Origin of the sequence: Pseudomonas beijingensis (assembly GCF_030687295.1) — a bacterium.
GTDB lineage: Bacteria > Pseudomonadota > Gammaproteobacteria > Pseudomonadales > Pseudomonadaceae > Aquipseudomonas > Aquipseudomonas beijingensis.
The window spans coordinates 3,870,053-3,882,232 of sequence record NZ_CP117425.1; the positions used below are offsets into that span (position 1 = coordinate 3,870,053).

12 protein-coding genes are annotated in these 12,180 nt (G+C 64.8%); all 12 read right to left on the reverse strand.

Going from position 1 to position 12,180, the window contains the following annotated elements; all coding sequences use genetic code 11:
* Positions 1-252 precede the first annotated feature (252 nt).
* Positions 253-1,170: a dihydrodipicolinate synthase family protein gene (locus PSH84_RS17475; protein WP_283557217.1), complete on the reverse strand. Its 918-nt coding sequence runs from the start codon at positions 1,168-1,170 to the stop codon at positions 253-255.
* Positions 1,171-1,321: 151 nt separating this feature from the next.
* Positions 1,322-2,350, reverse strand: a complete 1,029-nt coding sequence (locus PSH84_RS17480) for a trans-3-hydroxy-L-proline dehydratase (protein WP_305481442.1) — start codon at positions 2,348-2,350, stop codon at positions 1,322-1,324.
* A gap of 118 nt (positions 2,351-2,468) precedes the next feature.
* The gene (locus tag PSH84_RS17485; protein ID WP_122566449.1) at positions 2,469-3,191 is read right to left on the reverse strand and encodes an amino acid ABC transporter ATP-binding protein; all 723 of its coding nucleotides are present in this window, start codon (positions 3,189-3,191) and stop codon (positions 2,469-2,471) included.
* Positions 3,184-3,834: an amino acid ABC transporter permease gene (locus PSH84_RS17490; RefSeq protein ID WP_305481443.1), complete on the reverse strand. Its 651-nt coding sequence runs from the start codon at positions 3,832-3,834 to the stop codon at positions 3,184-3,186. The genes PSH84_RS17485 and PSH84_RS17490 overlap by 8 nt, the downstream gene beginning before the upstream one ends.
* A 12-nt stretch (positions 3,835-3,846) precedes the next feature.
* Positions 3,847-4,512 (reverse strand): amino acid ABC transporter permease, encoded by a 666-nt coding sequence (locus PSH84_RS17495; protein ID WP_305470770.1) that lies wholly within the window; start codon positions 4,510-4,512, stop codon positions 3,847-3,849.
* Positions 4,505-6,283: a cis-3-hydroxy-L-proline dehydratase gene (gene lhpI / locus PSH84_RS17500; protein WP_305481444.1), complete on the reverse strand. Its 1,779-nt coding sequence runs from the start codon at positions 6,281-6,283 to the stop codon at positions 4,505-4,507. The genes PSH84_RS17495 and lhpI overlap by 8 nt, the downstream gene beginning before the upstream one ends.
* Before the next feature lie 10 nt (positions 6,284-6,293).
* Positions 6,294-7,112 carry an ABC transporter substrate-binding protein gene (locus PSH84_RS17505; RefSeq protein WP_122566451.1) on the reverse strand — a complete coding sequence of 273 codons (819 nt, stop codon included), beginning with the start codon at positions 7,110-7,112 and terminating at the stop codon, positions 6,294-6,296.
* A gap of 234 nt (positions 7,113-7,346) precedes the next feature.
* Positions 7,347-8,096, reverse strand: a complete 750-nt coding sequence (locus tag PSH84_RS17510; RefSeq protein WP_122566452.1) for an AraC family transcriptional regulator — start codon at positions 8,094-8,096, stop codon at positions 7,347-7,349.
* Between the two features lie 291 nt (positions 8,097-8,387).
* Complete coding sequence (locus PSH84_RS17515) at positions 8,388-9,641, reverse strand: NAD(P)/FAD-dependent oxidoreductase (RefSeq protein WP_305481445.1); 1,254 nt, start codon at positions 9,639-9,641, stop codon at positions 8,388-8,390.
* On the reverse strand, positions 9,638-9,874 hold the full coding sequence (locus tag PSH84_RS17520; RefSeq protein WP_122566454.1) for a 2Fe-2S iron-sulfur cluster-binding protein: 237 nt from the start codon (positions 9,872-9,874) through the stop codon (positions 9,638-9,640). The genes PSH84_RS17515 and PSH84_RS17520 overlap by 4 nt, the downstream gene beginning before the upstream one ends.
* A 185-nt stretch (positions 9,875-10,059) precedes the next feature.
* Entirely contained in the window at positions 10,060-11,175 is a 1,116-nt protein-coding gene (locus tag PSH84_RS17525) for an NAD(P)/FAD-dependent oxidoreductase (protein WP_305481446.1), read from the reverse strand.
* Positions 11,172-12,104 carry a 4-hydroxyproline epimerase gene (locus PSH84_RS17530; protein WP_305481447.1) on the reverse strand — a complete coding sequence of 311 codons (933 nt, stop codon included), beginning with the start codon at positions 12,102-12,104 and terminating at the stop codon, positions 11,172-11,174. Before PSH84_RS17530 ends, PSH84_RS17525 begins: the two co-directional genes overlap by 4 nt.
* Between the last annotated feature and the right edge of the window lie 76 nt (positions 12,105-12,180).

The following is a 12,180-nucleotide window of genomic DNA, read 5'->3' on the forward strand; positions in this document are numbered from 1 at the left end:
AGCGAGCTTGCTCGCGATGATGGCGGCCTATCCAGCATAGTCGATTCAGACAGACCGCTATCGCGAGCAAGCTCGCTCCCACAGTTTCATTGCGTGTGTTCACGATTCGGTATTCACCATCAATCCTGTGGGAGCGGGCTTGCTCGCGAAGACGGCGGCACATGCAGCATAGTCATATCAGACAGACCGCTTTCGCGAGCAAGCCCGCTCCCACATGGGTTTCTTTACCTACCTGGCGTGCCGGGTCGGTTCTTAAAGCCCCACATCCGGCAACACCGGCCGATTGGCCATGGCCTTGGCCATGATCTGCTCCACATACACTCGATCCTCTTCCGGCAAGGCCAGGCGAGGTGGGCGGGTGAGGGCGCTGCCGCGGCCGGCGATGGCTTCGCACAGCTTGATGCATTGCACCAGGTCGGCGCGGGCGTCCAGGTGCAGGATCGGCATCAGCCATTCGTAGATCGGCATCGCCTCGGCGAAGCGGCCGGCGCGCGCCAGGCGGAAAATGGTTTCGCCCTCCTTCGGGAACACGTTGGACATGCCCGAGACCCAACCTTCGGCGCCCACGGCAAGGCTTTCCAGCACCACATCGTCCAGGCCTGCGAACAACACAAAACGGTCACCGACTTCATTACGCACGTCGATGAAACGCCGGGTGTCGCCGGAGGAGTCCTTGAAACACACCACGTTGTCGCAATCGGCCAGGGAAATCAGGATGTCCGGTGTCACGTCATTCTTGTAGATCGGCGGGTTGTTGTAGACCATCAACGGCACATCGGCGTGGCGGGCCACGTAGCGGAAATGCTCGGCGGTCTCGAAGGGTTTGGAGCCGTAGACTAGCGCCGGCATCAGCATCACCCCGTCGACACCGACCTTGCGCACCGCGTTGGCGACCTTGGCGGCCTGCACGCTGGTGAACTCGGCCACGCCGCAGATCACTGGCACGCGACCACGGGAGGCGTCCACCGCCACTTCGGTCACGGCAATTTTTTCCTCGGCGCTCAGGGAGGTGTTTTCCCCCACCGACCCGCAGACCACCAGGCCGGAAACGCCATCGCGGATGACGTTGGAAATCACTTGGTGGGTTTTTTCCAGGTTGATGGAGAAGTCGTCGTTGAATTGAGTGGTGACGGCAGGGAACACGCCGCTCCAGTTGATACGTTTGCTCATGGGTTGTCTCCGATTGTTAATGGTTTGTGGCGAAGGCATTTGTGGGAGCAAAGCTTGCTCGCGATGCAGGCACCTCGGTTCCCCTGGAAGACCGCGTCATCTTCATCGCGGGCAAGCCTTGCTCCCACAGGGCTGTGTGAAAGTCTGGAAGTCATGCGCCCGGCCAGGTATCCGAAAGCCGATACCCCTGCGGCCACGGATCGCCCGGGTCGAGCAACAGCTGATGGGTCCCGGTGATCCACGCCCGCCCGGCGATGCACGGGTAAATCGCCGGGCGTCCGGCCACATCGGTCAGTGAGTCGATGCGGCAGTGGAATTCGGAGCCGATGATCGAGCGACCGATAAACCGCTCGCCCACGTGCATCAAACCCTTGGCGTGCAGCACCGCCATGCGCGCCGAGCAGCCGGTGCCGGTGGGGGAGCGGTCGATCTTGCCGGGCTGGATCACCACGGCGTTGGCGCCAGTGGCGATGCCGTTCTCCTGGACGATGGGCGCGGCGATCTGGCAAAACGAGATATGCGACCAGTCCGGGTTCAAAGGATGGACAAAACCCAGTTGTTCGTTGGCGGCCCGGGTGATTTTCAGCCCCACGGCCACCAATTCGGCCGCTTCATCAGGACGAATAGCAAAACCCAGGCGCTGGGCGTCGACGATGACGAAACTGTCGCCGCCGTAGGCAGTGTCCACCTGCATCGACCCCAGCCCCTCGACTTCGATCCAGGCATCGAGGCGGTCGGCGAAGGAGGGCACGTTCTTGATCTCGACCCGTTGCACCTTGCCGTCGCGGCAGTCGGCCACCGCTTCGATCAGGCCGCCCGGCGCTTCCAGTACCAGGCGGGTCTGGGGTTCGGTCATCGGCAGGATGCCGCTGTCCAGCAACACGGTGGCGACGCACAGCGAGTTGGAGCCGGACATCGGCGGGGTGTCGGCCGGTTCCATGATGATCCAGGCCATTTGCGCCCGCGGATCCTTGGCCGGCACCAGCAGGTTGACGTGGCGGAACACGCCACCACGGGGCTCGTTGAGGACGAAGTTGCGCAGGGTCTGGTCCTGGGCGATCCAGCGTGACTGCTCCCACACCGTGGCGCCGGGTGGTGGGGCGACGCCGCCGACGATCACATCGCCGACTTCGCCTTCGGCGTGGCAGCTGACTACATGGATGATTTTCGATGAGCGCATGAGTCAAATCCTTGTGTTGTCTGGTTGGGCCTCATCGCGAGCAAGCTCGCTCCCACATTGTTTTTGTGTACGCCGCGCAACCCTGTGGGAGCGAGCTTGCTCGCGATGGGGCCATCCGCTATTTCACTGACTTGAGAAAAGCCGCCGTCTCCGGCTGCACCGGATGACCAATCACCTGGTCCGGTGGCCCGATCTCATGGACCCGGCCATTGCAAAAGAACGCCACGCGGTCAGATACGTCCCGGGCGAAGCGGATCTCGTGGGTCACCAGCACCATGGTCATGCCGTCTTCGGCGAGCATGCGCATGGTGTCCAGCACTTCACCCACCAGTTGCGGGTCGAGGGCCGAGGTGGCTTCGTCGAAGAGCATGTAGTCCGGCGACATCGCCAGCGCCCGGGCGATCGCCATGCGCTGCTGCTGGCCGCCGGAAAGCTTGCCGGGGAAGGCCTTGAGCTTGTCCCCCAGGCCCACGTGTTCAAGCTGCTTCACCGCCAGCGCCTCGGCATCCTGGCGGCTCTTGCCCAGCACCTTGCGCGGCGCGAGCATGACGTTTTCCAGTACGGTCAGGTGGGGGAAGGCGTTCCATTGCTGGAACACGATGCCGATCTTCTGCCGCAGGCGATTGAGGTCGGTGGCGCGGTCATGGACCTCGATACCGTCCACGCGAATGCTGCCTTTCTGGATCGGCTCCAGACCATTGATGCACATCAACAGGGTCGACTTGCCCGAGCCCGAACCGCCGATGATCGACACCACTTCGCCCTTGTCCACCGTCAGGCTCACACCCTTGACCACTTCCAGGTCACCGAAGGATTTGTGCACGTTTTCGATCTCAATCATTTTCCTGCCACCTTCTTTCCAGGCGTGCGCCGAGACGGGCAACCACCAGGCTCATGACGTAGTAAATGAGGCCCGCGATGCACAGCACCAGCAGGGGTTCCTGAATGCGCGTGACGATGGTTTGCGAGGCCCGCAGCAATTCGACGATGCCGATCCACATCACCAGCGCGGTGTCCTTCATCACCCCCAGCACCAGGTTCAGCCAGCCGGGAAAGGCCACCCGCGTGGCAATCGGCAGGACAATGAAACGCAGGTCCTGCGCATAGCTCAGGCCCAGCGACCGACTGGCCCGGCGGGTGCTCAACGGCACCGCCAGCACGCCCCCTCGAACGATCTCGGTGAAGTACGCGGCGGCGTAGATCCCGAGGACGATGCAACCGACGGCAAAGGCGCTGAGGTTCAGGCCGGCGATACTCTTGAGGGAGTTGAACAGCACGAACTGGATCAGCAGCGGCACACTGCGAAACACGTCCAGCAGCCAGGCCAGTGGCAGGCTGGCCCGCGGCAACAACGCCCGCAACAGGCCGAACAGCAAGCCGGCGAGGGTGCCCAGCAGGATCGACCACACGGTCAGTTGCAGCGTGACCCAGGCCCCCTCGAGCAAATACAGCAGGTCGTTAACGCTGAGGCTTGTAGAAAACATGTCCCACCCTCCTCAGTAACGAAACAAGCGCCAGGACAACAGCCGGGCCAGCCCGACGATCAGCTTGGCGATCAGGTAATACAGCACCGCCGCGAGGGCGAAGTATTCGAAGGTGCGGAAGGTCTTGACGTTGTATTCCTGGGTGACACCTGTGAGGTCGTTGTTCAGGCCGACCACCACCCCCAGGGACGTCATCAGCACCGCCCAGACCATCTGGTTGGTCAACGGGTAGAAGACGATGCGCAACAGCTGCGGGACGATGATCATCCGGTAGGCCTGGAAGGCGCTCATCCCCAGGGAGCGGGCGGCGCGCATTTGCGTACCGGGCACGGCCTTGAGGCCGCCGCGAAAGTTTTCCGCCAGGTAGCCGGCGTTGTTGAAGGTGATCCCGGCCAGCAAGGCCAGCCAGGAACTGACGTGCAGCCCGAGGGAGCCGAGGCCGAAGTAGAGGATGTAGATCTGGAACAGCGAAGGCGTGTTGCGGGCGATGGACACCCAGCCATTGCCCACACCCCGCAGCACGCGATTCGGGGCCTGGCGCATCACTGTCAGCACCAGGGCGATCAGCACGCCGAAGATCATCGACAGCGCGGCGGTCTCGAAGGTCACCCAGGCCCCGGCGAGCATGTCGGGCAGGGCGCGCAAGGCCGGGCGCCATTGGAAGCTGTAGTCAAACATGGGTCGGGCTCCCGGTGTGGGCGGAGGGTTGCAGCCACGTCGGCGGCTGGCCGCGAGCCGCGGCGGTGCACGCGGCCTCGACGCAATCGGCGAGGGCGGCAAAGTGCACCCCGCGACCGACCAGGCCGGGCGCGTAGTGGGCGTATTTACCGGAGTTGGTCATCAGCGTGGTGGCCTGGGGCGGGATCACCGGCTCACCCAACATGCACCAACAAGTGTCGGTTACCAGCACTGCGCCGAAGGCCTCGATGGCGGTCAGATACCCGGCTTTGCGGGCCTGTTCCAGCACCGCCCGGCCGCAAGTGATCGCCAGCACCACATACGGATGCTTGACCCGGCCCGCGCACAAGGTCGCGAGGGCGGCGAATTCGCTGAGGGAGAAATGCGGATTGCCCAGTGAGACCACGTCCACCCAGTTGTCCCGGGCGCTGTTGAGCTCGCGCCAACTGGCAAGCAGCCCCGCGGCGTCGACGCTTTCCCGCGGCAACGCGACGTCGCGCTCCAGGACATCGGCCGGGTCGAGGGCTTCCGGTGTCACCCCGGCGATGTGAAACAGCGGCGCGGCGCTGGTGGTGGCGAACGCGGCGCCGAAGGCCTTGAGGTCGTCCAGGCTCGGCGCGGCGTGTTCCAGGCCGCGTATCAGCGGAACGCGCCGGCCGGCCAGGCTGCCGATGTGATAGCCCAACAGCGGATAGAAACTGTCATCGACCTTGCCCAACGCCGGCACGTCGACAATCAGTTGGGCCTTGCGCGGGTCGTCGAGATGGCAGCCGGACAAGGGGGCCCGCCCGCACAGGGCGATACATATGTCGAGGAAGTCCGGGTACTTCTGCGTGCGAGCGCCCAGCACGCTGTTGGCATAGACCACCGCGTTGGATTCGGCCCAGACGATTTGCTCGCCGGTCTTTGGCGCGGTGTCCAGCAGGTAGGGCGCACAGGTGAAACTCAGTTGGGCGCCCATCGCCATGTAGGCGTCGCCCAAGGCACTGGCCGGCTCGCCCAGGGCCGGATCGACGCCCAGCTCGCGCCAGCGACGCTGGTCCACGGAGATGGCATTGAGGGTGGTGGGGATGCGCACCTGCGCGCCCCACTGCACCAGTTGTTCGGCAAAGCGCAGGCTGGCCGGGCCGGTGTAGATGCAGCCGTCGATGTGGGCCTGGGTCACGTCCAGCAATTGCGTGGCACCCTGGATTTCGGCCATGCGCAGCACGATCTGCATGGCCACCTGGGCGGCCTTGCCGTGGCTGCCGTCGAGCAATGCCCGGTCTTGTTCGGTCAGCGCCAGGGTCGAGGCGGTAGGCGGCTGCGACACTGCGTCCGAACCTTGCCAACCGTCGTTGGGGCGGCGCCCGGTGAGGGTCAGGACGTCGCCTTCAAGGCGGACAAAACCCTGGCCGCGCAACCCATTGAAGGCCTCGTGTCCCACGCACAACACCGGCAGCGAACGCTGGAAAATCACCTGCGCCACCAGCACGCCCAAGGTCAGGATTTCATCGGCTTCGGCCAGCACCAGGGCTGCGGGGGCGTGGCCGTTGCTGATCAGCTCCATCAAGACGCTGCTGCCGGTGCAGGAGCCGCGTCCGCTGGGAATCGCCAATACGCGCCCGGCCAGGCGCTCCCCACTCAAGGGATGGTGGCGGTCGATGACCTCGCCGCTGGCTGGATCGACCCCGCCCCAGAAGCTCAGCCCCACCTCGGCGAACAGCAGGGCGCCCTGGGCGGCACCCTCCACCAGGCTGCGGCCTTTCACACGGACAGGCGTGCTTGGCATGCGCCGATCCTCAGTAGTAGACCTGGGGAACGGTCAGGTTGGCCGGCGGGATGTCGGTGCCGACCCATTTGACGAACAGCTCCTTGTAGCGGCCCGTGCGCACCTGCTGGTTGACGAACAGGTTGAGGTAGTTGAGCAAGCCGTACTCGCTGCGCTTGGCGCCGAGGGACACGTAGTCGATGACGTAGGGCGCGTCACCGGCGATCTTCAGGCCCTTGTACTTGCCCGACTTGATGGTCGCGGCGGCCACGGTGTTGGTCACCACGGTGGCGTCGATGTGCCCCTGGGCGACGGCCAGCAGAGTGTCGTTCTGCGACTGGTAGGCGCGGAAGCTGCCGCTGCCCCAGCTCTTCTGGTCCTTCTCCAGGGCGATGGCTTCGTAGGTGCTGCTGGTGTTACCCAAGGCCTTGCCCTTGAGGTCGGCGTAGCTGTTGATGCCGGTGTTGTCGCGGGTCAGCACCACCATCTGGAAGGCGAAGTAGGGCACGGTCAGGCCGACGGTCTTGGCTCGCTCCAAGGTGTCGGAGGTGGAGGCGACGATGACGTCGGCGCGGCCGGACAGCAGCGCGGGGATTCGGTCGGAGAATGGGGTCTCCACCACTTCGGCCTCGACGCCGAGGACCTTCGCCAGGTCGTGGCAATAGTCCACGTCGAAGCCCGCCGGGTTGTTTTTTTCATCACGAAAGCCCATGGGTGGGAAGTCCAGGGTCACGGCGCAGCGCAGTTTGCCGGAGCCGATGATGTCGTCGAGCTTGTCGGCGTGGGCGGGGGCAATGAAAAGCGGGGTGAGGACAACGCTGAGGGCTACGGCCAATGCAGGGTTTTTCATAAATGCCTCGCTGTCGAATAAATGCGGTGAGATATCGTATTGAGGATTTCGTATACGATATTAAATAAGCAATCGGCGTGCCTGTTTGGGGTTCAGTTCTGGCAATTCCACCGGAACGCTGATCTAGAGGCTTTCCTGCAGGACCGTGCCACACCAAGGCACGGTGCAACGTTGGTGACGGGTGTTACAGATGGGAGCAACCACGGGGCTTGGCGCCCCATCAGGGAACATGACTTAGCGCTGATTCTCCCGATATTGGCTGGGTGACAGGCTGGTCAGGGCGCGGAACTGGCGACTGAAGGCGCTGTGATCGGTGTAACCGCAGCGCAGGGCGATCTCGGTGATCGGCAGGTCCTTGTCGAGCAACAGTCGTGAGGCTTCTTCCAGCCTTGCCTTGTGAATCATTTGCCGTGGTGTGAGTTGGAAGATGCGTTTGCAGTGCCGTTCCAGCTGCGCCACCGACAATTCGGCGATGGCGGTCAGCTCGGCAAGGCTGATGGGGCGGGCGAAGTGCTGCTTGATATGGGCGTCCACCGCCGCCAGTTTGTGAAACGCCGGGTGGTTCGATTGCGGCAGTTGCAGGTCGCGGGAAATGCCGGCAAGGCCGACGATCTGGCCGTTTGGGTCATGCAGGGCGAGCTTGTGGGTCAGGCACCATACGGGCTGGTTGCCGTAATACAAATGCAGTTCGAGCTGGTCGGCCAACTCCCGCCCGCTGGCCAGCACCCGCCGGTCCTGCTCGGTGTACAGCGGGCCGAAGCGTTCGGGGAACACTTGTTCGGCAGTGAGGCCCAGCAGGTCGCCGCTGTGTTTGAAACCGCAGCGCCGGGCCAGGGTCTGGTTGACGAAGGCGTAGCGGGCCTGCTGGTCCTTGATGAAAAACACCACGTCCGCGAGGGTGTCCAGTAGCGGGGCGATGGGCTTCAGGCTGCGTAGCAGGGTGTCGAGGTCGCAGGGGGCTAGGGAAGTGAGCGAGGGGTACATGGCCGGCGTTGTCTTTTTTGTGGGTGCGATGGCGGAGTGTCAGTCGAAAATGTAGTGCGTGTCACGCCGCTATCGCGAGCAAGCTCGCTCCCACAGGGTTCCGGTGTGTTCACAGATCTGGGGGGTATGACAATCCCCTGTGGGAGCCGAGCTTGCTCGCGATGACGGCGGCACAGGCAGCATCTCTACCAACTGGCCCACCGCTATCGCGAGCAAGCTCAGCTCCCACAGGGAATTGCGGTGAGTGCAGGTTGTATGACTAGGCAGGTCAGAGTGGGATGTGTGTTGAGGTCAGGAGGGTGGGGTTTCTTCCAGGTTCAGCAGGGTTTCGATCCGCGCCGGGCTGAAGGGTGGGCGAGGGGTGGGCGGTGTCCAGCCGAACAGGTGTTCCAGGGCGGCGCCGCAGACTCGGCCCTGGCAGGCGCCCATGCCGCAACGGCTTGCCAGTTTTGCTTCGCGCCAATTGTCATGGCCGGCCAGTTCGCCATAGGGCACGTCCTCGCAGCGGCAGACCAGCGTGTCCGCCGTGGCCAGGTTCTTGAGCCGTGGATCGAGGGCGAAGGCCGTGTTCAAGGCCCGGGCGAACCCCTGCCAACGTGCACGACGCGGCCACAGCAGTTGGGCGGCGGCGCTATTACCAACTGCAGCATGCCCGGCGATGGCGCCTTCCACCAGCGCCAGTTCGCTGCCGCCGAAACCGGTGCACTCACCGGCGGCGTAATGTTCACGGCGCGAGGTCGCTTGCCAGGCGTCAACCGCCAGCGCCTGGTCCTCCACCGCGCAGCCCAGGGCCTGGCCCAACTGGGTATTGGGAACGAGCCCGAAACCGCAGGCGAGTCGGTCGCAGGCCAGTTCAATCATCTTGCCTTGCTGTTGCAGGCGCACGCCCTCCAGCCGCTCCCGTCCGAGCGCCTCTACCACATGGGTGTCGGTGCGGTAATGCCGGTCGAACAGACTGAACGCTTGGAAAAACTTCCCCGGCCAGCGTGGCAATTGCGCGGCGAAACCAGCCACGGCGCCGCGACGGGCCTGCTCGGCGATGCGCAGCACCTGTGCGCCCTGATGTGTTGCCGTGGCGGCACTGGCCAGCAGCAAGGGGCCGCTGCCGGCGATGACCAACCGTTCGCCGCGCACCGGCAAGCCGCCCTTGATCAGCGCCTGCAACCCGCCGGCGCCGGTCACGCCGGTGTCCAGCCGGGGAAACGGCAACAGCAGCTCACGGGCACCGGTACAGAGAATCAAGCGCTCGTAGCGGATCTGCCAACCGCGCTCGGCATCTTCCACCAGCAAGGTTTTATCCCCGGCGCAGGCGATCACGCGGGTGCCGGCATGGCAGCGTACGTTGGCGCAGGTGTGCAGTTGATCGCGCAGGCGTCGGGCGGCGCTGGGCAGATTGGCCTGGGGGCCGTCGCGCCAGATCTGCCCGCCGGGCAGCGGGTTGTCGTCCAGCAGCACGATGCGCGCACCGCTGCTTGCCGCCGCGAGGGCGGCGGCCATGCCGGCGGGGCCGGCGCCGATGATCAGCAGGTCGGTGGTTTCGTTCATGGTCGGGTCTGCACGTGCATGCCATCGAGGCACAAGGTCTGGCAAGCCAGGCGGCGACGACCGTCGATCAACACCCGGCATTCCTGGCAGACGCCCATGCCGCACAACGGAGCACGGCGCTGGCCGCTGACCGAGGTACGACTGCAACCGTCCGCGCCCAACGCCAATGCCGCCGCGACGCTGGTGCCATGGGCGACTGACAGCGGGCGGCCGTCCAGAAATAGGTCAGGCATGGGGCCAATCCTCCTTGGTGAAGCGGATGTCTTGAGCGCCCCCAGAACCTGTGGCGAGGGAGCTTGCTCCCGCTGGGCTGCGCAGCAGACCCAAAACAGGGCCGCTTCGCGCCCCAGCGGGAGCAAGCTCCCTCGCCACGGGGTTAAGCCTATCCCCGGAGCAAACAGGGGAAGTGTGTCGGGCTTCAGGCATGGGCGGGTTCTCCGAGGAAACGCTGCGGCAGGTAAGGCTGCGCGGGCAATGGCGAGGTCTCGTCGAACAACTGCGTCACCAGCAGGTCGGCCGTCGCGGGCGCGGTGGTGACGCCCAGGCCTTCGTGACCGACCGCCAGCCACAGTCCCGTGCGCTGCGGATGTCGGCCCACCAGGGGCAAGCCGTCGGGGCTTGCTGCGCGGAAACCGGTCCAGGCCCTGATGCCGTTCAGATGCGCCAGCCCAGGCATGTAGTCGACGGCACGCTTGAGCATCTTCGCCAGCATCCAGCCTTCCACCTGCGGGTCGACGGTGCCGAACTGCCGCGAGGCACCGATGAACAATTGCCCGGTCGGGCGTGGCTGGATATTGCACGCCACCGACGGTCCGCTGGCGTTATGGGCACTGGTGACGTAGCCCAGCTCCACCAAGGTGTGGGTGACGGTGGCGGGGTAGCGGTCGGTGATCAGCAGGTGGCCTTTCTTCGGCTCGATCGGCAGTTCCGGGCATAACTCGGTGGCCTGGATGCCATTGGCGAGGACCACCGCCTCGGCGCTCAACCAGCGCCCATCATCGAGGCGTACGCGAGCGCCGTCGACTTCCCTGACCTGTGCCCGCTGCTGGCGGATGTTAGGCGCGTCCAGCATCCAGCGGGCGGCTGCCGGGGCGTAGAGGATACCGTCGCCCCTGATCAGCAATCCGCCTTCCAGCCCTGGGCGCAGCTCGGGTTCACGCTGACGCAGAGCGGCTTGGCCGATCAATTCACAGGCTTCGCCATGGGCCAACAGGTTCAGGTATTTGCTATGGGCCACCGCCATTTCTTCGGCATTGGCCGCCAGCCACAAGGTGCCGTTGTTGCGCCAGGCGCAGGCCTCGGGCAGTGCCGGGGCCAGTTCGCGCCAGCGTTGCAGGGAGTATTGACTGAGTGCCAATTCCGCCGGGTTGTCATCCAGCACCAGCAGATGTCCCATGCCGGCCGCCGTGGCCCCGTGCCAACCGGCGTCCAGCACCAACACATTCAGATTGCGCTGGGCCAATGCCTGGGCACAGGCCGCGCCAATGATGCCCGCGCCGATGATGATCACGTCGGCGACATGGCCCTCGCTCACGGACGTATGCCCCAGGCGAACGGGTCATCCGCTTCGATGATCAGGGTGGTTTCGGCACTGATGTAGGCACGGCCGCGAATGGTCGGCACGATGCGCTCGCCCAAGCGTTCGTAGGAGCCCTCGAACTCGCTGCCAATCACACTGGCCTGGCGCCAGATCTGCCCGGGTTGCAGTTTTCCATCGGCCGCCAGGCACGCCAGTTTGGCGCTGGTGCCGGTGCCGCAAGGGGAGCGGTCATAGGCCTTGCCCGGGCAGAGCACGAAGTTGCGGCTGTCGGCGTGCGGGTCATCGGCAAACAGTTCGATGTGATCGATCAGGCCGCCGTCCTCGCCGCGAAACCCCTGCTGCTCCAAGGCTTGCTGCACGGCGTAGGTGTAGGCGGTCAACGCGTCGAGGTTATCGCCGGCCACCCGCTGGCCATGTTCGGCGATCAGGAAAAACCAGTTGCCGCCCCAGGCCACATCGCCGACTACCTGGCCGATGCCCGGCACCTCCAGGGCCAGCGCCTGGCGGTAACGGTAGGCCGGTACGTTGCGCACGCTGACCGAGCGGTCTTCGTGCAAGGTGGCCTGTACCGTGCCCACCGGGGTTTCGATACTGTGCACGCCGGGGCCGATCCTGCCCAGGTGGGCCAGTGACGCCACCAGCCCGATGGTGCCGTGGCCGCACATGCCCAGGTAGCCACTGTTATTGAAAAAGATCACGCCGGCACAGGCGCTTGGGTCCACCGGCTCACAGAGCAGCGCCCCCACCAGCACATCGCTGCCCCGGGGTTCCAGCACGCAGGCGGTGCGCCACGCGTCATGCTCCGTGGCCAGGCGTTGCTTGCGCTCGGCCATGCTGCCCAGGCCCAGGTCAGGAAAGCCGTCGGTGACCAGTCGGGTCGGCTCGCCGCCGGTGTGGGAATCGATCACAGTGATACGTTTCATGGGAGGGCCACGTCCGTTCAGATGAGTAACGGCAAGCGTGGCCCGCGTCCAGGGGGGACGGCTTGATGGTTTTATC

Coding starts and splice junctions, on each gene's coding strand:
- PSH84_RS17505 (WP_122566451.1), bottom strand. CDS start 7,112: ATGAAAAACCCTGCATTGGCCGTAGCCCTCAGCGTTGTCCTCACCCCG.
- PSH84_RS17510 (WP_122566452.1), bottom strand. CDS start 8,096: ATGTACCCCTCGCTCACTTCCCTAGCCCCCTGCGACCTCGACACCCTG.
- lhpI (WP_305481444.1), bottom strand. CDS start 6,283: ATGCCAAGCACGCCTGTCCGTGTGAAAGGCCGCAGCCTGGTGGAGGGT.
- PSH84_RS17490 (WP_305481443.1), bottom strand. CDS start 3,834: ATGTTTTCTACAAGCCTCAGCGTTAACGACCTGCTGTATTTGCTCGAG.
- PSH84_RS17515 (WP_305481445.1), bottom strand. CDS start 9,641: ATGAACGAAACCACCGACCTGCTGATCATCGGCGCCGGCCCCGCCGGC.
- PSH84_RS17485 (WP_122566449.1), bottom strand. CDS start 3,191: ATGATTGAGATCGAAAACGTGCACAAATCCTTCGGTGACCTGGAAGTG.
- PSH84_RS17475 (WP_283557217.1), bottom strand. CDS start 1,170: ATGAGCAAACGTATCAACTGGAGCGGCGTGTTCCCTGCCGTCACCACT.
- PSH84_RS17520 (WP_122566454.1), bottom strand. CDS start 9,874: ATGCCTGACCTATTTCTGGACGGCCGCCCGCTGTCAGTCGCCCATGGC.
- PSH84_RS17530 (WP_305481447.1), bottom strand. CDS start 12,104: ATGAAACGTATCACTGTGATCGATTCCCACACCGGCGGCGAGCCGACC.
- PSH84_RS17480 (WP_305481442.1), bottom strand. CDS start 2,350: ATGCGCTCATCGAAAATCATCCATGTAGTCAGCTGCCACGCCGAAGGC.
- PSH84_RS17495 (WP_305470770.1), bottom strand. CDS start 4,512: ATGTTTGACTACAGCTTCCAATGGCGCCCGGCCTTGCGCGCCCTGCCC.